This is a genomic window from Pusillimonas sp. NJUB218 (assembly GCF_003788685.1).
In the GTDB taxonomy this organism is placed as follows: domain Bacteria; phylum Pseudomonadota; class Gammaproteobacteria; order Burkholderiales; family Burkholderiaceae_B; genus Neopusillimonas.
The window spans coordinates 14,309-34,497 of record NZ_NQMK01000012.1 but is presented as its reverse complement, the minus strand read 5'-3'; the positions used below and the strand labels follow the sequence as shown (position 1 = coordinate 34,497).

The window sequence follows — 20,189 nt, the reverse complement described above, 5'->3', positions numbered from 1 at the left end:
GCAGGGCAAGGCGATATGGGTTTGAAAAAGAGCAACGCAGTAGTGAATTACCAAGGGCACGAAACCTTCATGCCCTACGTGCTTAACCGCACCACCGGCGCCGTCAATGCCGACTTCCAGGTCGTGCTGCGTAACCACGGCATGACCCTGTTGCATTGGCGTGTGCTGGCCTTTTTGCGTGAAACCGACGGCCTGGGTATCAGTGCCCTGGCCAACGCCGCCGGGGTCGACCAGGCCACCTTGTCGCGCGCACTAACTGTGATGGAAACCGCCGGCTACATTAGCCGCCAACCCAGCGCTACCGACCAGCGCGTGCTGGAAATCCACCTGTTGCCCGCCGGCAAAAAACAGTTCAACAAAGTGCTGCCCCCCGCCTGGGCCATTTTCGAGCGCGCCGTCAAAGGCCTGACCGACAAAGAACAACACGAATTGCAGCGGCTACTGAAAAAAGTATGGGGCAACTTCGCTTAACTGGGGGTGGGAACTATTTGCGAACCGGCTATCTAGTCGTCGTCGCCCGTAGCCCAATTACTAGTGGCGGCTACACCGATAATAAGAAACTATCGATTAAGCCGATTTCTTTCGAATATCGATAAAACCGATTTCTTTCGAATATCGATAAAACCGATTATTTCAAAATATCGATTTGGCCGATACTTGTCAAATATCGACAAAACCGATACAGTAGTCTCACCACAATAACCCAACGTGCGGCCATGCAAAAACTCTCAACCAGCCAGCAAATGGGACGTATTTTGACTGCCCGGCGCAAAGCTGTTGGGCTAACCCAGGCGCATGTCGCAGCACAGCTCGGTATCAGTCAAAATCGTCTGTCTGAAATAGAAAATCAGCCCGGCTATTTAACGCTCGATCGGCTATTGGCTCTGGCCGGAATTCTTGGGCTCGAGCTCACCATTCAGGCGCGCGAAAACGTAGTGCCCACCGAAAGCGAGTGGTAAGCGTGGCGCGCCGCTCTAAAGCCCGCCGCCTTAATTTGTGGGCAAATGGCGTTCGGGTAGGGCAGTGGCATGTTGCTGGCCATGGTCTCGACACGCTGCAATACGACGCGGACTGGGTCGCGTCTCCCCAGGGGCGGCCACTGTCATTGTCGTTGCCGTTTACGCCAAACAACGCGCCGATTGTCGGCGAACGGGTTCATAGTTATTTCGACAACCTCCTTCCTGACAGCGATGCCATTCGGCGCCGCTTGCAAACGCGATTTAGAACTTCAGGCACGGGTGCTTTCGACTTGTTGGCTGCCATTGGCCGAGACTGCGTTGGGTCGCTTCAGCTATTGCCCGAAGGGTACGCGCCTGAAGATGTATTCAGCATTAAGGCTCAACCATTAAACGAGTCCGAAGTGGCGCAGCTCTTAAGGGTGACAGTCAGTGCGCCTGCAACGCTCGGGCAGCCCGACACCTTGGACGACGACTTTCGTATTTCGATTGCCGGTGCTCAAGAAAAAACAGCCTTGCTTTGGCACCAAGGGCGTTGGTGCCGGCCCCTTGGCGCAACGCCAACCACACACATTTTCAAGTTGCCGCTTGGGTTGGTCGGAAACCGTCAGGCAGACATGCGCTCGTCGGTCGAAAACGAATGGTTATGCGCCCAAATACTGAGAGCGTTCGGGTTGCCAGTGGCTGCATGTGAAATTGCGCAGTTCGAAGACCAAAAAGTGCTTTTGGTCGAACGTTTTGATCGTCGATTGTCTGATCGAGGTTACTGGCTGCGCCTACCCCAAGAAGATTTTTGCCAGGTCACAGGCACCCCGCCAAGTGCCAAGTACGAAGCAGACGGCGGGCCCGGTATAGTCGATATTGCTGCTGTACTGCAGCAGTCAGAGGCCCGAGAACTTGACCTTGCGACCCTGCTTAAAGCGCAATTGTTGTTCTGGGTAATGGCTGCAACCGATGGCCATGCCAAGAATTTTTCTGTGTTCTTGTTGCCCGGCGGTCGCTACCAGATGACGCCGCTTTACGACGTATTGTCGGCATGGCCGGTTACCGGCCTGGGCCCGCGTAAACTAGACGCGAACCGGCTGAAGCTGGCAATGGCCGTCAAGGGCAAGAATGCCCATTATCGAATAAAAGACATTCAGCGGCGACACTTCAACTATATGGCTAGGCTGTGTGGGTGGGGAGCCGATATGGAGACCTTGATCGAAAGCGTCGTAGGCCAGTTGCCTGGCGTTCTGGAGGTCGTGCAAGCTAAACTGCCAGACGACTTCCCCCAGGACGTCTTCAGTGCCGTTGCCGAAGGCATGACCGACGCTGTGCGGAAACTTGCCAGGATGCCGGCGGCTTGATCCCGCCGCCTTCCCCCCTATAATCCCGCAAGTCAAACCTACACCCAAAGTGACCATGGATTATTCGAACCCGCCCGTACCTACCGCTGCCTGGGGCCTGGACGGCATTTGTGTGGTTAACGTTAAAACGTTTACCGAACGCCGCGCCCACATTGAGCGCGAATTACGTCGCTTTGGCCTGACGGGCGAATTTGTGTTCGAGCACGATGCCAACGAAATCACCCCCGAACTGAACGAGCAGTACTACCTGCCCAACCCCAACCTGACCAACGGCCACAAGTCGTGCGGCCTAAAGCACATTGCCATCATGCAGCGCGTAGTGGCCCGCGGGTGGGACTACTGCCTGGTACTGGAAGATGACGCCATTTTGCATAAAGACTTTCGTAAGGGCATAGACAACGCCCTGCGCGAGCTTAAGCAAAACTACGCCAACACCCCATGCGTTACCTTCATAGGCAGCGGCGGAAACTGGTACACCCCGCGCAGCCAGCGCAAAAAAGGTCAGCACCTGTACCCCGCCAAAAAAGGCCGCTTTACCGACTCGTACATCATTGGCAAACAAGCCGCCCAAATGCGCCTTGATTGGGTTGCACAAAACAAAATGAGCAACGCCATTGACAACGCCTTTGATCAAATGGACAAAGACCTGGGCATACAGTTGCTATGGTTAGAGCCCACGGTGGTAGAGCAGGGCACCAAACGCGGCCTGTTCGACAGTACCTTGGAAGGCCGCTGGCCCGCGCCAATACAGGCGTTCTTGCACGGTTGGGAGAAATTTCGGCGGAAATATATTTATCAGTTGTGGCGGTAGGGTTTAATACCCCGGCGCGCTGAGCGCCCATATGGTATCGAACAACGTTCTTTGCATAGCCGCAAACTCTACGCTGTCGATAATCAGGCCGTAGTTTTCTTGTTTCGAAGAAATCAGGCACACCCGTTGGTCGTAAATAAACGTGGTCATTGATAGCACCATATCGGGCGGGCAGTAACGCAACTCACGAAGTGTTTCGTTGCTCGATGGCCAAATCGGTTCCACATCTTTTTGCTCCGATCGCAGCACCTTAAGCCAAATACCGGCATTGACGCGGTCGTTAATGAACTGGTCCATTTCTTTGCGCCCTGGGGTTTGCATCAGCTCTTCCATCGACAGAATCCCGCGCACAACCTTTGGGGTTTCGGTGATGGTCAAGGTATCGCGTAGCGCGGTTCGAATGCCTTCAATCCCTTCGTAAAACCGTATTTGCGGCTTACCTTTGGCCCGGTTATACATAGACCGAAGCTGGGGCAACAGCTCGCTTAACATTTGCCGCCGCCCCTCAAGCTTTTCCATCAGTGTATTTGGGTCGTGCGCAATAACGTAGCGCTTGCCGCGTTTTTCTTGCAGTGTGATCAGCCCCTCTTGCTCCAGGCGCGACAACGCATCGTACGCCGTCGTACGTACCATGCCGGCGCGTGCCGCCACCTCGGAAATAGGCGCCTCGCCTAATTCGATGGCCGCGGTATATAGCCTGTACAGCGTGCCATTAATTCCAATTTGGGCCAATTTGTACGCAATATCCATTGTTAATTCCTGTCGAAAATCGTAGACAGAAAGCCAAGTTTGGCCCTCCTCTGCAACTGCCAAGCTTTTTTTAATTTTTCTTATTTTCACTTTTCCCCTATTAGACTGGTAATTAGAAGCAAGTTTCGTCGGTGTTAACCCCAGTGTTAAGAAATTTTGAACTGTCTGATAATTCCGACAACATTTAGGTTATCGGAGCGGAATATGAAAGTCGGTGTAGTTCAAACCGGGTCGGTGTATGGCGACACTGAGGCAACAATCGACAAAGCCGAACAATGGATTGCAAAAGCGGCCGACCAAGCGTGTGAGCTTGTCGTGTTCCCAGAGGCTTTTGTGGGCGGATACCCCAAAGGCGGTGGCTTTGGGGTGGTTGTCGGGGTGCGCACCGAAGCCGGGCGTGACGAATTCGCGTCGTATTTTCAGGCCTCAATTGTCGTACCCGGCCCCGAGACAGACCGCTTGGGCAAGGCCGCCGCCAAGGCCGGTGCCTTTGTGGTTATGGGGGTCATTGAGCGCGAACTTGGCACCTTGTACTGTACCGTCCTGTTTTTTTCGCCAACTGGCGAACTGTTGGGCAAGCATCGCAAGTTAATGCCCACCGCCGGCGAACGCGTGGTGTGGGGCTATGGTGATGGCTCGACCTTACCTGTATTTGACACCCCCGCCGGGAAAATGGGCGCCGTACTATGCTGGGAAAACTACATGCCTATGCTGCGCATGGCTATGTACGCCCAAGACATTGCTGTGTATTGCACCCCAACAGCCGACGACCGCCCCACATGGGTACCGTCTATGCAGCACATTGCTCGTGAAGGGCGTTGCTATGTGCTGTCCAGTTGTCAGTTCATCCGCCGTGGCGACTTCCCCGCAGACTATGACTGCGCCATCAGCAATGACGACGACGCTATTTTGATGCGCGGCGGTAGTGTCATTGTCGACCCGCTGGGCACAGTGATTGCCGGGCCAGTTTTCGATGAAGACGCCTTGTTGACCGCTACTCTTGACCCCGCACAAATTGCGCGAGGCAAACTCGATTTTGACGTGGCTGGAAGTTATGCACGGCCCGACGTATTTCAGCTGACAGTGAATCAAAAAGCCAATGCGCCGGTGCTGTTTAAAGACGGCGCTTCGGTAACAGGGGGCCGCCATGAGTGATATTCAAATTGCGCCGTCAGGCTTGCCCGGCCGTGTGCTTAACGGGGCTTTATGGGTACTTGATCAGGGTGCCGCGGTTTGCTTTGCGCTGGCGCTTTTACTGAACTTCGCCAATGTCGTGGGCCGGTACGTTTTTCATCTGCCCATTTTCTGGGCAGAAGAAGTCACCATTATTTTGATCATCTGGTCGGTTTGCTTGATGTCGTTTCGCCTAACCCTATTTGGCGAGCATCTGGTCACCGATATTCTTCGCCCTTACCTTGCCCCGCGCGCCCAGGCGGCATTGCTTTTCGCAACAACGGCCTTAGGCGCCGTCTTAAGCGGGTTCATCGTGTTCTACGCCTACAAGGTTGTTGAGTTTGTCGACCGCTTGGGGCAGGTCACCATCGTTGCCGAAATGCCCAAGTCGTGGGCGTATTCATCTATTTTGGTTTGCTTTGCATTCGTGGTGCTGGCGTCTGTGCTTAGGCTGCTTGCGCTGTTGCGCGGCGCGTCAGTAAATCCGAGGTCTTTATGAGTCTATCTGTTGCACTAATCGTTGTGCCAGCGCTAACACTAATTGTTGGCTTCCCTATTTACTTGGTGTTGTTAGCGACGTCGGCAGTTGCCGTGTTGTGGTACATGAATGTGCCGTCAATGCTTATCCCGCAGATTATGTTTGGTGGTCTAGACAAGTTTGCATTGCTTGCTGTGCCGTTCTTTATTTTTGCCGGCGACATCATGGCGCGGGGCGGCGTCTCGCGCCGTATTGTCGATTGTATTTTGGCTTTGTTTGGTCGGGCACGCGCTGCCCGCCCCATTACCACCATTGCCGCTAGCGAGTTCTTTGGTGCCGTGTCGGGCTCAAGCCCAGCAACCGTTGCCGCCATGGGCAAGCTCATGTATCCCAGCCTCCGAGAAGGTGGGTACAGCGAGAAGTTTTCCTTAGGTCTGATTACCTCGGCGGGTGGCATTGCCAGTGTTATGCCGCCTAGCATTCTGATGATTTTGTATGGCGCCTCGGCCGAGCAGTCAGTTGCCGAGCTTTTTGCTGCGGGCGTTATACCCGCCTTATTGCTGGGCTTCGGTACGCTTTTGTACATTCTTTGGTATTCAAGGCGTGTTAACTCGCCTCCCGAGAAAAAGCGCTTGTTCTCGCAAGTGGTCAAGCTGGTGGTAAACGCCTTGCCTGCTTTGGGCACCCCAGTTGTCATTCTGGGAGGCATTTATAGCGGTGTGTTTTCACCAACCGAATCGGCTGGCGTTGCTGGTATCTACGGTATTTTGGTGACTAAGTTCATTTACCGCGAGCTGACCTGGAAGGAACTGTGGGACGTGGTCCACAGCTCAAGCCGCCTGACAGCGCAAATTTTGATTGTTGTGGCCGCGTCGGGCGTGTTCTCGTGGGTGCTGACTACCAGTGGCGTGCCACAGGCGCTGGTTCAGTATGTGTCGGCAACGGGCGAAACCTATTGGTCAACCCTGCTAATTATCAACATTTTCTTGCTGATTATTGGCTGCTTGGTTGACCCAATTTCAGCCATTGTGCTGTTTACCCCCATCCTTATTCCCATCGTTCAGTATCTGGGCATTGACCTGATTCACTTCGGCGTCATTATGGCGGTCAACCTAAGTATTGGCATGTTCACGCCGCCCTTCGGTCTCAATATTTTTACGTCCCATGCGCTGTTTGGTGCCCGTATGTCCACCATATGCGCGGGTCTTGTGCCGTTCATCATTGTTCAGCTTCTGGTTTTGATGTTGATTACCTATGTCCCCGTCTTGTCGCTGTTTGGTGCCGGGTTCGTTAAATAAAAGTTAGTCGTGGTTTTCCAATTTAAAAAAAGGAATAGAAATGCTGATTCGTACCCAACAAGAAAAACGCAAGACATTGTCTAAACTCGCCGGCGCCCTGAGCGTTGCCGTGCTGTGTGTAGCAGGCGCTTTTAGTCAGTCGGCACTGGCGGCCGAATACAAAATGAAGCTGGCCACCGCCACCGTTAATGACGTGCAAACAGAGGCCATTAAGCGGTTTGCCAAGCGTATTGAAGAGCGCAGCCAGGGCCAGATTAAAACCGAGCTTTACCCCGCAGCGCAGTTGGGGTCTAACGCACGGATGATCGAAGGCCTGCAATTTGGCACTATTGAGTTCTATACCGGGCCTGCCGCCTACCTGGTAGGTGTAGACGCCCGGTATCAGGTTATGGACGTACCCGGCGTATTTACCGATGCCCGCCACGCCCAGCGTACCTTCAGCGACCCCGAGTTCCGTGAGTACTTCATGAAAATCGGCGAAAGCAAAGGCCTGGTTGGTTTGGGTATGTACATTTATGGCAATACTGCTTTTGCCACCAAGTTTGCCGGTAAATCACTGGCCGACTTCAATGGTAAAAAAGTACGCGTATTGGCCTCGCGCATCGAGCGCAAAGGCGCCGAGCTTATGGGTGCGACCGCCGTCCCCGTTGACTTCAGCGAAATTGTGACCGCGTTGCAGCAGGGCACTATTGACGGCATTAAAAGCTCACCCCCAGCCTTCACGTCGCTTAAGCTGTACAACATTGTCGACAACGTAACCGCCACAGAAGACGGCGTTATGGGCGAGGTCATGTTGGTAAGTAAAGTATGGTGGGACACCTTGCCCAAAGACTTGCAGAAGATCCTGCAAGAAGAAGCCATTGCCCTTGAGCCCGAACTGTATGACTTTGTTTTGCAAGACCAGGCCAATGCCTACAAGCTTTGGGCAGAGCAGGGCGGTACCGTGCATAAATTGCCCGAGCAAGAACGTACCGAGCTGCTCGGTAAAATGAAAGCTGCCACGGTTGAGCTAATGAACGAAAACAAGGCAACCGCCGAAGCCATGAACATGACGCTTAAGGTGGCGGACCGGGTTAAATAACGGCTAACTGCAAATTAAATCCGGCAGTTGCCTGTTACTTGGGCCTGCCGGATTTTTGTTTTCTGCTGTCCCACCCGTTAAATCAGCAAGGCATAGCGTTACAATCCGAAGGCATTTCGGCCTTCACAGATATTACTTCCATGCTACCCAATCTTATCGTAGTGCTTTATGCATTGCTGCCCGTAGCCTTGCTGACCAGCGCGTCGCTGCCCAGCGGCGTGTTCTACGCCCTTATCGCGGCCAGTTTGGCGCTGTTGGTACAAAAGCGCTTTGCTGGCGCAGCAGAGCAAACTTACCGTTACCGTTGGCTTATTGCCAGTTATAGCGTGTTGTTTTTGTCTGTGGCGGTTTCGTCTATTTATTACGGTGACTGGGCGGGGGCAAATAGTGAGGGGGCGTTGCGGTTTTTTCTGGGGTTGTGGGTCTTATTGTTGGCCTTGCCCCATATTAACCCTCAAAAACTAAAGCATTCGTTATGGGGTGTGTTGATAGCCGGGTTGGTATCAACGATCATTTTGTTGAGCTTAATTGCTAGTGGCAACCCACGGCCATTAACGCCGGGTTTAATTTTAACGACCTACTCCAGCATTATGCTGCTGTTAGGGGCTATTTCTGTCTACGCGTTAAAGTGGCAATTAACCCCCTGGCCTAAGTCGGAAGGGTTCTTGAAAGTTTTGGTCGCCTTGGCCACTTTTGCTGCCTTCATTTTTGCACAAACTCGTACCGGTCTCCTAGGGCTGCCCTTGTTTATTGTCTTGGGCGTTGCGGTTTTTGTTGGTCTTAAACGGTGGGCGCGTGCTGTGACGGTAGTTGCTATTGCGTGCGCGATAATGTTAGCAATCGTTTTTAGCAATGATGCCTTACGTGGACGAATTGCCGTTGGTATCAGTGAAGTTGTCGCTTGTAAAACTGAAGAAGGATATGCGTTTAGTTCTATGTGTATTCGTATTCAGTTGTGGCAGTCAGCGCTCGAAGCAGGTGTTACTCATCCTTGGGTTGGGTTGGGCGACGGTGGGCGGTATGGAGACTATCTCGAGCACACTGCGTTGCCTAAAGGCTTGGTCGCACAGTCGACAGTAGATATATATTTTGGGGAGCCGCATAACGATGTGTTACTGATGCTGGCCGCTTTTGGCTTGCCGGGGGCAATCGGTTTGTTGCTTATTTACTTTGCGCCTTGTTTTTACTTTTTGCCACGATTGCTAGGAAAAGAGGTGCCTACGGGTACACGCGCTGCTGCAGCAATGGGTCTGGCCGTGTGTTTGGGTTTTTTCTTGTTTGGTCTGCCTGAGACGATGTTCAGGCGTATGAACACAATGGGGTTTTATGTTGCCTTTGTTGCCCTATTTGTCGTCATGACTGACTATCGCATCGCTTCTAAACGATGTCGATATAACTAAAAGTGCTTATTGGTTCTTATCATAGTCACCATTGCGGCTAACTTGTATTTTTGAGTGCCTCCTCCGACGGCCCTCTTTAGGCTAACTTTAGGTTGTGCTTTGGGCAGGCCGCGAAGTTTTAGTTATGCCAGAAAGTTCGTGCAAATTGGCTGAAAACCGAAGTGGTATGTAGTCTTTTTTGACTTTGCCTATTTCAAAAGCATGGCAATGTGGCACAATTCCGCTGCTATGAAGGCCTCACTCAGCTATTGACGTGTTTGAAGCTTACGTTGATCGTTATTTGAGCTGGGTTATCGCGTTTGCTGATTTTGACGGCAGGGTGGTAGCCTTCCTAATTAGCTTCGATTTTGGTAATTTGCGTCGGATGCGTTGATGAAGTTGGTCTGTGCTGTTCGTGGGTATGGAGTGTGGCAATGGTCGTGGCGAGTAATCCCCGCCGAGACACCACAGCATACTTTGTGGGTGCCGGGCTAAAAAATATACGTTTCGTAGCAGTTAGCATGCAAACCGCCTAAGACATAATCCAGCGAGTCAATACATGAGCATACCGTTCGTCGACCTCAAAACTCAATACCGTGCGCTAAAGCCCCGCATCCAAGAAAACATTAATCGTGTGCTAGATCATGGTCAGTACATCATGGGCCCGGAGGTTGGCGAGCTGGAAGAAAAGCTTGCGGCGTATACCGGTAGTAAGCATTGTATTACCGTCGCTAGCGGCACCGAGGCGCTACTTATCAGTTTGATGGCTTTGGGGGTTGGGCCTGGTGATGAGGTTATAACTACGCCTTTTACTTTCGTTGCTACTGCCGAGGTAATCGTCCTGATTGGTGCAGTGCCTGTCTATGTCGATGTTGAGCCGGATACTTGCAATATCAATACTACTCAAATCGAAGCCAAGATTACAGCAAGAACCAAAGCTATCATTCCGGTTAGCTTGTATGGGCAGCCCGCCGATATGGATGAAATCAATGCTATTGCTGCGCGTCACGGAAATATCCCCGTGATTGAAGACGCCGCGCAAAGTTTTGGTGCAACTTACAAAGGAAGAAAAAGTTGTAACCTAAGCAGTATTGGTTGTACTAGCTTTTTCCCCAGCAAACCTCTCGGTTGCTACGGTGATGGTGGTGCTATCTTTACTAACGAAGATAATATCGCTCAAGCTTGCCGCGAAATACGCTCTCATGGTCAAAGTCAGCGTTATGTTCATACTCGTATTGGCGTGGGTGGTCGTATGGACACCCTTCAATGTGCTGTTGTGCTTGCAAAGCTTGAGCGCTTTGACTGGGAGGTCGAGCAGCGCATCGCCATCGGTAATCGATACAATGCGCTATTAGATGAGGCTCGAGTTAAGCGAGTGCAGCAGCGAGCAGATCGAACTAGTGTTTTTGCGCAATATACGCTCTTCGCGCCTAGGCGTGAAGTAGTGCAAAAAAAACTCTCTGACGCCGGTATACCTACGGCGGTACATTATCCGGTCCCTCTTAATGAGCAACCTGCCTACAGGCACTTGTGCTGTCCTGATTGCACACCGGTTGCTCAACAGTTGGCTAGACAAGTCATGAGCCTACCCATGGGGCCGGATTTAACAGATGAGCAGCAGCGGAAGATCCTGAATGAGCTCTGTGCATGATCGCTGCTGATTTTTTAATTGTTGGGGTGGGCGTCGTAGCCATCACTATTGCGTTAGAGTTAAAGTAGCGCTATCCCGAAGTCAAAGTCTTTCTGCCTGAGAAAGAGCAGGAACTAGGAAAGCACACCAGCGGTAGAAACAGCAGTCTGTTGCACAGCGGGATTTACTATCCTCCGGGCTGCTCAAGGTTCAGCTATGTAAGGAAGGTGCCATGAAATGGCTGAGTTCCATCGAGAGCATGGGCTGCGTATGAGGGAGTGTGGGAAAATACTGGTCGTTGCTGATCCGCAGGACTCTTCCCAGTTAGATATGCTTGCTGACCGTGCGCGGCGTCATGGTGTTAAGGTCGATGTGCTTGATGAGGGCAGCTGTGGATAATCGAGCCGGAAGCAAGGTCCGCATCAGGCCGCGCGGTCTTTGTGTGACAACTATATTCAGTAATAAGCCAAAATAAAATAGTTAGAGGAAAGTCATGGATATTCGTGGCAAAAAACTTGTGTTAGTTGGTGGTGCGGGCTTAATTGGTTCGCATACCGTTGATTGTCTTTTAAAAGAAGACGTTAAAGAGGTAGTAATTTATGACAACCTGGTTCGTGGAAGTCGCGAGAACCTTCAGGACGCCTTGAGAGACCCTCGTGTCAAAATTTACGATGTTGGCGGCGACATTTTGCAGACCGATATCCTGCAGTCGGCCTTCGATGGTGCTGACGGTGTATTTCACTTGGCAGCACTGTGGTTGCTGCAATGTCATGAATACCCTCGGAGTGCTTTCGATGTAAATGTTCGTGGAACTTTTAATGTAATGGAGGCTTGCGTAGCGAAGGGCGTGAAACGTCTGGTTTACTCGTCTTCGGCCTCGGTTTATGGAGACGCCGTACGTGAGCCCATGGATGAGGATCATCCTTTTAATAACAAGAATTTTTACGGGGCAACTAAAATTGCTGGTGAGGCAATGTTGCGCGCGTATCACCACCGCTATGGCCTTGATTTTGTTGGGTTGCGTTACATGAATGTCTATGGTCCACGTCAAGATTATCATGGGGCTTATATCGCGGTTATCATGAAGATGCTTGACGCCATCGATAAAGGTGAGAGTCCGACCATCATGGGTGATGGTTCGGAAGCTTTTGATTTTGTTGCGGTTGAAGACTGTGGTCTAGCCAACGTCTGCGCCATGAAGGCCGATGCCACTGATAGTTTCTATAACGTAGGTACGGGTAAGCGCACGTCACTGAAAGAGCTCGCCGAATTGCTGTTGGAAATTACTGGGTGCGAAAAGGCCATCAATTACGCCCCACGCAGTCAAGCGACGTTGGTACGTAATCGTATCGGTAGTCCTAAGAAAGCTTCTGACGAAATTGGCTTTACAGCTACGCTGGATTTGCGAGAAGGCCTTAAGCGCTTGATTGATTGGCGTGCCACGCACAAGGCTCAAGTTGCAGTCCGTCGACAATCCGTCGGGTTACCCGTATGAGTGATTTCGTGCAAGGAGTGCCCATTGCCCGAACTTCTCTTGAAGAGCATGAGATTTTGAGTGTGCTCGAACCGCTGCGTAGCGGCTGGCTTGTTCAAGGCCCGAAGGTTCGCGAATTTGAAGAAAAATGGAGTGCGTTTACTGGCGCTAAACATTCCGTTGCCGTGACGTCTTGTACCACGGGGTTGCACTTGGCTTTAGCTGCACTTGGTTTTGGGCCGGGAGATGAGGCTATTGTGCCTGCTTTTACCTGGATTGCCACTGCTAATGTGGTAGAGCATCTAGGTGGTAAAGTTGTATTTTGCGACATCGATCCTGAAACCTTTAACCTCGATGTTGAGCAGCTCCCATCAAAGATTACGGGGCGCACGCGAGCCATACTGCCCGTGCATTTGTTCGGCCTTTCGGCAGACATGGATGCTATCAATGCTGTGGCCAAAAAGCACAACATTTGTGTAGTTGAGGATGCCGCCTGTGGTTTTGGTGCGCGTTATCATGGTCGACACGTTGGTACTCTGGGTGATGCGGGATGTTTCAGTTTCCACCCGCGTAAGGCCATTACTACCGGCGAGGGTGGTATGGTCACTACTAACAGTGATGTGCTTGCCGAAAAGCTGCGTCGCTTGCGCGATCATGGTGCCGCCATGAGCGACTTGCAGCGTCATTTGGGTGCTAGGCCATACCTTTTAGCGGATCATCCGGACGCAGGCTATAACCAGCGAATGACCGACCTGCAGGCAGCTTTAGGTTCCGCTCAAATGGATCGCGCGACCGAAATAGTCACTGAACGACAACGTTTGGCCCAAGTGTATGACCAAGCTTTTGAAAAACTTCAGTGGTTGCGCACGCCTGTTCACATTCATGGTTACGAACATGGTTATCAGAGTTATCCGTGTCTATTTCAACCGGAGTCTGTAACTCCTGCCTCGATTCAGCGCATTAATCAAATGCGCAACGACTGGATGGATAAGTTGCAGCAGGTGGGTATTTCGACGCGGCCCGCGACACATGCTGTACATATGTTGAGGTTTTATCGTGATAAGTACGGCCTGAAGCCGGAAGATTACCCCCAGGCTTATGCTGCAAATCATTGCAGCATCTCTTTGCCATTGTTTCACGGGATGAGTGATGAGGAGCAAAACTACGTTATTCGCCACATAGAGAGCGTGAGCTTCTGATGTGCGGAATTGCGGGATTGTTAAATCTTGATAGCGTGTCAGTGTCGCCGGTGACTCTTCAACGGATGACCGATGCGATAGCCCATCGTGGCCCTGATGGGGAGGGGCATTGGGTCGAAGGAAATGTTGGGATAGGGCATCGTCGACTGTCGATCATTGATCTGTCTCCTGCAGGGCACCAGCCCATGATCAGCTCTGATCATCGCTATGTGCTGAGTTATAACGGCGAGGTTTATAACTATCTGGAGTTGAGGGCGGAGTTGGAGGCAGCCGGCTATTGGTTTCGCTCCAAGACTGATACGGAAGTTGTTCTAAATGCCTTTGCTCACTGGGGTAATAATGCGCTTTTGCGTTTTAATGGCATGTTCGCATTGGCGATCTTCGATCGGAAAGAGCGCAAGCTGTTGTTGGCCCGAGATCGCTACGGAGTCAAGCCGCTTTATTATGCACAGCAAGGAAACGTCTTTTCTTTTGGCTCTGAACAGAAGGCCATTACAGCGCACCCCAAGTTTCGACGCGCTCTGGATAAAGCGGCGCTGCTTGAGTATTTTACTTTTCAGAACATATTCACCGATCGCACTCTCTTAGAGGGTGTCAAGTTGTTGCCCGCGGGGCACTTTGCGCAAGTTGATCTTGAGCGGGGCGGGCGTCTAACTTTGACGCGCTACTGGGATTACAGGTTCCGTGAGCCTGAGCGGGCCAAGGACAAGCAAGCTTACGTGGAAGAGTTGGATCGGTTGTTCACTCAGGCTGTTAATCGCCAGCTTGTCAGTGACGTAGAGTTGGGCGCTTATCTTAGTGGCGGTATGGATAGTGGCTCGATTACGGCTGTTGCAGCGCAGTCTTTTCCTAACCTGAAAACATTTACCTGCGGATTCGATCTAAGTTCTGCATCTGGCATAGAGCTTGGCTTTGACGAGAGAATCAAGGCCGAGGAAATGTCAGCCCGGTTCAAAACTGAGCACTACGAGATGGTTCTAAAGGCAGGTGACATGGAGCGGTGCATGCCTGCCTTGGTGAGGCATCTTGAGGAGCCGCGTGTAGGGCAAAGTTATCCGAATTACTATGCGGCAAAGTTGGCGAGTCGATTCGTAAAAGTGGTGATGTCCGGTGCTGGGGGAGACGAGCTGTTCGGTGGGTACCCCTGGCGCTACTATCGGGCGGTAGTTAATCAAGACTTTGAGCATTACATCGACCAGTACTATAGTTTTTGGCAGCGTTTGATACCGAACAGAGCCTTGTCTCAGGTGTTTGCCCCCATATGGGCAGATGTCAATCATGTTTGGACTAGGGATATCTTTCGAGATGTATTTCTAACTCATGACAATGAGCTGGATCGTCCCGAAGACTATATTAATCATTCGCTCTATTTCGAGGCAAAAACTTTTCTACACGGACTTTTTATCGTTGAGGATAAACTCAGCATGGCTCACGGATTGGAGGCGCGTGTCCCGTTTATGGATAATGACCTTGTCGATTTCGCCATGAGTTGTCCTGTCTCCCTTAAGCTTAATAATTTAAAAAGTGTTCTCCGTATTAATGAAAACGAGCCAGGAAGTAAAACCGGAAAGTATTTTCAGAAAACAAATGATGGCAAACAAATCCTCCGGGATGTAATGAAGAGACTCATACCGGAGACTGTTGCCGGTGCCGAAAAGCAGGGCTTCTCGTCTCCAGATGCAAGTTGGTTTAAGGGGGAAAGCATTGAGTTTGTGCGTCGCAAGCTCTTGTCGGGCAACCCTCGGATTTACGAGTATCTGGATGCGGATTCGGTTAGGAGCTTGATTAATCAGCACTTGGATGGGCAAGAAAATCGTCGATTGTTGATTTGGTCTTTGCTGAGTGTGGAAGCGTGGATGGGAAGTAACCTTTGAATTTTGTTTTTATAGGAGCCAGTCGCTTTGGCTTGCGGTGCTTGGAGTTAGCGAAGAGTGCTCCCGGATGCAACCTGACTGGCGTCGTTACCGCTCCGCGAAGCTTTCCTATTTCTTATCGCCCGCAAGGCGTTACTAACGTCTTGTACGCCGATCTAGCTAGCTTTGCAGCGGACCTCAGTTTGCCCTGTCAAGTCATAACCAATGGTATGAATGATTCGGCGCTATTGGACGTTGTAAGGAGCTGGAGGCCGGACGCTTTTCTAGTAGTGGGCTGGTATCACATGGTGCCTAAAAGCTGGCGAGATCTCGCGCCAGCTTACGGGCTGCATGCTTCGCTGTTGCCCGATTACAGTGGAGGGGCGCCACTAGTTTGGGCCATTATCAACGGGGAAAAGAAGACTGGCATTACTCTATTCCAAATGGACGATGGGGTAGATAGTGGTCCAATTGTTGCGCAAGCGGAGGAGCCAATATTTGAAGATGACACTATTGCAGCCTTATATGAACGTATAGAGAGTCGAGGGCTTGATTTGCTGAGAAGCGCGTTGCCGGAACTGGCATTGGGCACAGCCGTGTTGCGTCCTCAGAGTCAGGAAGGCCGTCGTGTAATGCCACAACGTGGTCCTGAGGATGGCGTGATTGATTGGTTGAACAAAGCCTGCTATCTGGAGCGATTTGTTCGTGCTCAAACGAGGCCTTATCCCGGTGCGTTCTTTTTGCATCTGCATGCTCGAGTCTATGTGTGGAAGGCACGTGCCGTTGAGTATGATTCCACGCTTCCGCCAGGTAGTCCTCTCTTGATAGGTAGTGACGTTGGGGTAGTGTGTGGTCAAGGTGTTTTGTTGCTTGAAGAAGCTGAGATTGGTGAGCAGAGGCTCCGGGGTGAAAGTCTTTATCAGTGGCTTTGTGTTGACAGCCAGGGCAGGTGTAAGGAGGGGCAGTGAGTAGTTGCTCCATATGCAGCATATCGGCAAGATTTATAATCCGAACTATATTGAAAGTGGGTGAGAAATGATTCGCGCCATTCTAAGAACCGTCCAGGCGCTTTGGTCTAATCGGCGCTTCACGCTGATGATGGCGAAGTACGAAATGCAGGCTAAAAATAAGGGATCGATTTTGGGGCTGGCTTGGTTATTGATCCGCCCAATTATTCATTTGTTTGCTTATATGACGGTGCTATATATATTTTCTGCTGGGCGTCTGGAGGCTTCAGCTGGAGATCTATTTATTTATGTGCTTTCTGGTTTGGTTATTTGGCAAGTAGTCCAACGCACGCTTGAAGAGGCCCCTTCGCTGGTGCGGGAGCGTATGGAAATTCTTAAACAGGTCAGCTATCCACTCGAAACCTTGCCTGCCACATCTTTACTTGCTAGCGCCGTTGGTCCGTTTGTTGGTTTTGTTATTCTTGTGGTTCTTATGGTCGCTGGTGGGAAGGTGTCTTTTTCTTGGATATTGTTACCTTTACCTATTTTATTGACCTTGGCTTTCTCGTTGGGCGCGTCTTGGCTATTAATGACTGTTGGCGCAGTATTAAAGGATTTACGAGAAGTGATAGCTGTCCTGCTGGGGCTTTCTGTATATCTTTCGCCAGTCATGTTGAGCCCCCAGCTTGTGGGTGAGCGTCTCTGGCAATTGATACTGTTTAACCCGATATCTCATATCGTAATTTGCTTTCGCGATATTCTGTTCGGAACCTTCCATGTCTTCAGTTGGCTGATATTTTTGTTCATGAGTTTGGGTGTATTCGTCCTAGGGGCCTGGGTTGTTGATCGTGCTAAGGTAGCCATTAATGAGTATCTCTGATGTTGTTATTAAAGAGCCGCGGGGCACTGTTGACTATGCTATTGAGGTGCGTAATGTATCCAAGAATTTTAAGCTGTATCACAGTGCAATCACGGGGCCCGTTAAAGAGCTCTTGTTTTTTTGGAAACGTGAGAAGTACTTTAAGTCTTTTCGAGCTATACGTAATGTCTCGCTGACTGTGCGTCGGGGCGAAATCGTTGGGATCGTCGGTCCTAACGGAGCGGGAAAGACCACGCTCCTTAAAATGATCGCTGGATTGCTGCCGACTGATGAGGGTGAAATAGTCGTGCGTGGGAAGCTGACAGCCTTGTTAGCACTAGGGGTCGGGGTACACCCCGAATTTAGTGGCCGCGAAAATATTTTGTTCGGCGGTTTGTTGCTTGGCATGTCGCCGGAAACAATTGAAGCTAAAACGCCAGGTATTGTCGAGTTTGCTGAGCTTGGGGATTTTATCGACCGTCCGTTTCGCACTTATTCCTCGGGTATGAAGGCGCGACTGTTATTTTCGATTTCTATGAGCATCGATCCAGATATTCTTATTGTGGACGAAGCACTTGCTACCGGGGACTCTTACTTTGTACGAAAGTGTGCTCAGCGTATCGCTGATTTATGCAATAGTGGTGCGACAATTCTTTTTGTGTCGCATAATCTTGGGCAAATTCAGGAGCTTTGCAGTCGCGCGATTCTTGTGACTGACGGTAGTGTTGTACAAGAGGGTAAGCCAGAGGATATCGTGGCCGCATATAACGCATGGGCGTTCAAGCGTGAAGTCCAAAAGGTAAGAGCGGTGGCGTCATCAGACTTGCGAATGCATTCGGGTACGGGTGAGGTACAGGTTCAATCCTTCACAATGGTGAATGCTGAAGGCCATCGGATAGACGGGGCTTACACGGGAGAGCCGGTTATTTTTCGCATCAGGTATTCGAGTTCTCTGCCGGATGGGACGCAGGTTAGTTGTTTCTTAGGTGTGATGAGGGTTCGAGACGGACAGTGGTTGGGTGAGGTATCTACTAACTATTATTACAACCCTGTCTCGCAAATGACGGAAGACTATGAGCTTAGGCTTGGTAGTTCTGGTGAGATAGATGTACTCTTTTCTCCCTTATTAGCTTTGAACGATGAGTATAGTTTTTGGTTGATGATTCAGAACGGGCCTACTGTCTATTGTGAATACAAAAATCTGGGCCGGTTTTTCTCGGGTCGTGCTGGAAATATAGGCGATCGTAATGCGGCCTACTGGCAGCCTTGTGTCTTCGAGCACAGGCCGGACCGAGAAATGCGAACATGAGTTTAGAGGTTCTCGCTGCTGCAGGTGCGATTTTTTTGTCGACGCTCATGCTTCGTGTGGGCGGGCGGATGGTTATAGGGCAAAGCCCGTGGCGTAGCAAATTTGCCCTTGGTGGGGATTTCGGCGATGCAATGACTCATCTTCTATTAGCTGAAATCATTCGACGTAATAGTCACCGTCTGCCAAAAAACACCCCTGAGTTTATTCTCTCCGGTCCACAAGACTATCCCGCTTTTTTTCATTGGTTTTTGTCGCTATTTTCAAAGCGTACGCTGGAGCGTTTCGAATGGTTGTTTAGTCCTACAGTCGAGGCGATACACGCAACGATGATATTCTTGGCATTCTATTTTTGGGTGCCAGAGTTTACCGGTATAACGACAGTTTTTTTGCCTATAACTATGGCGGTGGCATGGATATTGAGTCCTGGTTTGTCGATAGATGTGCGTCGAGGGGCTTTTCTAAATGAGCGTGTCTTTGGTTTTCTTTTCAGCAATTTGTATTTCTTATCATTGAGTGCGTGGCTGATAGCTGGGCATCCCGCGGCGTTTGGATGTGCGCTTATAGCCGGCTGTATTGTTGCAGTCAGTAGTAAATTCGGTATGCAGGCCATAGTATTTATTACGCCGTTGGTCGCGCTAGGCCTATTAGACTTTAAGCCGTTGATGGTGTTAGTGCTTCTTGTCGCATGCGCGACGATATTGTCCGGTGGGTATGCCCTATTCGTTTGGAAAGGAAGTTTGCGCCATACGGCTTTCTACGCTCGTTATCTCGTCCATGTCGGCGATTACGTAAACTCGTTTTCGACCAGGCAGTTTCGTGAGGCGGCTCACTTGCTAAGGCGAGGTGGCGTGCGCTCTGCGCTGCGTTTGGTACTCAACCATCCATTAGTCAAAATTTTTACTAATAGCCCAGCTATATGGTTTGCCCTGGCGGCGTTGATATTCAATCATCCTGTGTCACAGGTTGTCTTCGTTCTCCTGGCACTGATTCTTGCAGCGGTTGTCGTTGCTCTTATTACCACGACGGATTCCTTCAAATTCCTTGGGGAAGGGGAGCGGTACTTGGAGGTTGTGATTGCTCCTGCTCTTTTTCTCCTGACTGCAGTCGCGTCGGACCTAAATGTTTGGCTCGGCGGGTTGATAGCGTACTCGGTGATGCGTCTTGCTGTTGCTTGGTACCCGCTGCTTAGAAACAGAGCGATAGGATCCGGGGTTGCGAGCTCTTCTGACACAAAGGAGCTCCTTGACTGGCTGGCTCAGGAACCGTCTCACGTTATATATTCGGTGCCTGGTCGATTGGCATATCCTATAGCCTATGCAGCTACTCAGCACCGTTATATTTGGTGGTTTACGAACACTCCGGAGCGAGAAAGGCAGGCGGATTTCGAGCGTCTTTTTGAAGGTGGGAGTCGTTATCCTTACCCCAGCCCGCAACAGGTCTACTCTAGTTGGCGAAGTGTGCGTGCAGACATCGTCGTCCTTCATCGCTCAACTATTGCTGCCTGTAAAGCTGCCTGGGGGTGTGATTACGGAACAATAGATGGGAAAGACCTGTTTTCCAATGATACGTATTTAGTTATAGGTCTACGAAGCCATGGTGGTGGGCGGGGGCCTCAATATGATTGAGAGTTATGAAGGGAGTGG

The 20,189-nt window shown here is 50.9% G+C and carries 18 protein-coding genes; 17 read left to right on the top strand and 1 reads right to left on the bottom strand.

What is annotated here, in order from left to right; translation table 11 throughout:
* Positions 1-15: 15 nt before the first annotated feature.
* The 4 genes from CHR62_RS14490 (at position 16) to CHR62_RS14475 (ending at position 3,116) form a co-directional block, all read left to right on the top strand.
* Positions 16-471: a MarR family winged helix-turn-helix transcriptional regulator gene (locus tag CHR62_RS14490; RefSeq protein WP_123661403.1), complete on the top strand. Its 456-nt coding sequence runs from the start codon at positions 16-18 to the stop codon at positions 469-471.
* 245 nt (positions 472-716) lie between these two features.
* Positions 717-959: a helix-turn-helix domain-containing protein gene (locus CHR62_RS14485; RefSeq protein WP_123661402.1), complete on the top strand. Its 243-nt coding sequence runs from the start codon at positions 717-719 to the stop codon at positions 957-959.
* 2 nt (positions 960-961) lie between these two features.
* Positions 962-2,305, top strand: a complete 1,344-nt coding sequence (locus CHR62_RS14480) for a type II toxin-antitoxin system HipA family toxin (RefSeq protein ID WP_123661401.1) — start codon at positions 962-964, stop codon at positions 2,303-2,305.
* Positions 2,306-2,360: 55 nt separating this feature from the next.
* A complete protein-coding gene (locus CHR62_RS14475; protein ID WP_123661400.1) occupies positions 2,361-3,116 on the top strand; it encodes a glycosyltransferase family 25 protein in 756 nt (251 codons plus the stop codon).
* 3 nt (positions 3,117-3,119) lie between these two features.
* Here the strand turns inward: CHR62_RS14475 and CHR62_RS14470 are convergent, their stop codons facing one another.
* Positions 3,120-3,866 carry a TrmB family transcriptional regulator gene (locus CHR62_RS14470; protein WP_123661399.1) on the bottom strand — a complete coding sequence of 249 codons (747 nt, stop codon included), beginning with the start codon at positions 3,864-3,866 and terminating at the stop codon, positions 3,120-3,122.
* 204 nt (positions 3,867-4,070) lie between these two features.
* On the opposite strand from CHR62_RS14470, the gene CHR62_RS14465 reads away from it, so the two are divergent.
* From CHR62_RS14465 to CHR62_RS14405, 13 genes are all read left to right on the top strand, one after another.
* Positions 4,071-5,021 carry a nitrilase-related carbon-nitrogen hydrolase gene (locus CHR62_RS14465; protein ID WP_123661398.1) on the top strand — a complete coding sequence of 317 codons (951 nt, stop codon included), beginning with the start codon at positions 4,071-4,073 and terminating at the stop codon, positions 5,019-5,021.
* A complete protein-coding gene (locus CHR62_RS14460; protein WP_123661397.1) occupies positions 5,014-5,538 on the top strand; it encodes a TRAP transporter small permease in 525 nt (174 codons plus the stop codon). The genes CHR62_RS14465 and CHR62_RS14460 overlap by 8 nt, the downstream gene beginning before the upstream one ends.
* Positions 5,535-6,815 carry a TRAP transporter large permease gene (locus CHR62_RS14455; RefSeq protein ID WP_123661396.1) on the top strand — a complete coding sequence of 427 codons (1,281 nt, stop codon included), beginning with the start codon at positions 5,535-5,537 and terminating at the stop codon, positions 6,813-6,815. Before CHR62_RS14460 ends, CHR62_RS14455 begins: the two co-directional genes overlap by 4 nt.
* Positions 6,816-6,855: 40 nt before the next feature.
* Complete coding sequence (locus tag CHR62_RS14450) at positions 6,856-7,896, top strand: TRAP transporter substrate-binding protein (protein WP_123661395.1); 1,041 nt, start codon at positions 6,856-6,858, stop codon at positions 7,894-7,896.
* A 38-nt stretch (positions 7,897-7,934) separates the two neighbouring features.
* A complete protein-coding gene (locus CHR62_RS14445) occupies positions 7,935-9,296 on the top strand; it encodes an O-antigen ligase (RefSeq protein ID WP_123661394.1) in 1,362 nt (453 codons plus the stop codon).
* 544 nt (positions 9,297-9,840) lie between these two features.
* Positions 9,841-10,926, top strand: a complete 1,086-nt coding sequence (locus tag CHR62_RS14440; RefSeq protein ID WP_199722963.1) for a DegT/DnrJ/EryC1/StrS aminotransferase family protein — start codon at positions 9,841-9,843, stop codon at positions 10,924-10,926.
* 472 nt (positions 10,927-11,398) lie between these two features.
* Positions 11,399-12,400, top strand: coding sequence for an NAD-dependent epimerase/dehydratase family protein (locus tag CHR62_RS14435; RefSeq protein ID WP_123661392.1), 1,002 nt, complete (start codon positions 11,399-11,401; stop codon positions 12,398-12,400).
* Positions 12,397-13,578, top strand: coding sequence for a DegT/DnrJ/EryC1/StrS aminotransferase family protein (locus CHR62_RS14430; protein WP_123661391.1), 1,182 nt, complete (start codon positions 12,397-12,399; stop codon positions 13,576-13,578). Before CHR62_RS14435 ends, CHR62_RS14430 begins: the two co-directional genes overlap by 4 nt.
* The gene (asnB, locus tag CHR62_RS14425) at positions 13,578-15,452 is read left to right on the top strand and encodes an asparagine synthase (glutamine-hydrolyzing) (RefSeq protein WP_123661390.1); all 1,875 of its coding nucleotides are present in this window, start codon (positions 13,578-13,580) and stop codon (positions 15,450-15,452) included. Before CHR62_RS14430 ends, asnB begins: the two co-directional genes overlap by 1 nt.
* A gap of 209 nt (positions 15,453-15,661) precedes the next feature.
* Entirely contained in the window at positions 15,662-16,399 is a 738-nt protein-coding gene (locus CHR62_RS14420) for a methionyl-tRNA formyltransferase (RefSeq protein ID WP_123661389.1), read from the top strand.
* Between the two features lie 67 nt (positions 16,400-16,466).
* A complete protein-coding gene (locus CHR62_RS14415; RefSeq protein ID WP_123661388.1) occupies positions 16,467-17,258 on the top strand; it encodes an ABC transporter permease in 792 nt (263 codons plus the stop codon).
* Positions 17,245-18,546, top strand: a complete 1,302-nt coding sequence (locus tag CHR62_RS14410; protein WP_123661387.1) for a polysaccharide ABC transporter ATP-binding protein — start codon at positions 17,245-17,247, stop codon at positions 18,544-18,546. Before CHR62_RS14415 ends, CHR62_RS14410 begins: the two co-directional genes overlap by 14 nt.
* Entirely contained in the window at positions 18,543-20,171 is a 1,629-nt protein-coding gene (locus CHR62_RS14405) for a hypothetical protein (protein ID WP_123661386.1), read from the top strand. Before CHR62_RS14410 ends, CHR62_RS14405 begins: the two co-directional genes overlap by 4 nt.
* The last annotated feature ends 18 nt before the right edge of the window (positions 20,172-20,189 follow it).

Bases quoted from the DNA above. Each gene is read 5' to 3' on its own strand.
- CHR62_RS14490 (WP_123661403.1), top strand. From the start codon at position 16: ATGGGTTTGAAAAAGAGCAACGCAGTAGTGAATTACCAAGGGCACGAA.
- CHR62_RS14485 (WP_123661402.1), top strand. From the start codon at position 717: ATGCAAAAACTCTCAACCAGCCAGCAAATGGGACGTATTTTGACTGCC.
- CHR62_RS14475 (WP_123661400.1), top strand. From the start codon at position 2,361: ATGGATTATTCGAACCCGCCCGTACCTACCGCTGCCTGGGGCCTGGAC.
- CHR62_RS14470 (WP_123661399.1), bottom strand. From the start codon at position 3,866: ATGGATATTGCGTACAAATTGGCCCAAATTGGAATTAATGGCACGCTG.
- CHR62_RS14465 (WP_123661398.1), top strand. From the start codon at position 4,071: ATGAAAGTCGGTGTAGTTCAAACCGGGTCGGTGTATGGCGACACTGAG.
- CHR62_RS14460 (WP_123661397.1), top strand. From the start codon at position 5,014: ATGAGTGATATTCAAATTGCGCCGTCAGGCTTGCCCGGCCGTGTGCTT.
- CHR62_RS14455 (WP_123661396.1), top strand. From the start codon at position 5,535: ATGAGTCTATCTGTTGCACTAATCGTTGTGCCAGCGCTAACACTAATT.
- CHR62_RS14450 (WP_123661395.1), top strand. From the start codon at position 6,856: ATGCTGATTCGTACCCAACAAGAAAAACGCAAGACATTGTCTAAACTC.
- CHR62_RS14435 (WP_123661392.1), top strand. From the start codon at position 11,399: ATGGATATTCGTGGCAAAAAACTTGTGTTAGTTGGTGGTGCGGGCTTA.
- CHR62_RS14430 (WP_123661391.1), top strand. From the start codon at position 12,397: ATGAGTGATTTCGTGCAAGGAGTGCCCATTGCCCGAACTTCTCTTGAA.
- asnB (WP_123661390.1), top strand. From the start codon at position 13,578: ATGTGCGGAATTGCGGGATTGTTAAATCTTGATAGCGTGTCAGTGTCG.
- CHR62_RS14420 (WP_123661389.1), top strand. From the start codon at position 15,662: ATGAATGATTCGGCGCTATTGGACGTTGTAAGGAGCTGGAGGCCGGAC.
- CHR62_RS14415 (WP_123661388.1), top strand. From the start codon at position 16,467: ATGATTCGCGCCATTCTAAGAACCGTCCAGGCGCTTTGGTCTAATCGG.
- CHR62_RS14410 (WP_123661387.1), top strand. From the start codon at position 17,245: ATGAGTATCTCTGATGTTGTTATTAAAGAGCCGCGGGGCACTGTTGAC.
- CHR62_RS14405 (WP_123661386.1), top strand. From the start codon at position 18,543: ATGAGTTTAGAGGTTCTCGCTGCTGCAGGTGCGATTTTTTTGTCGACG.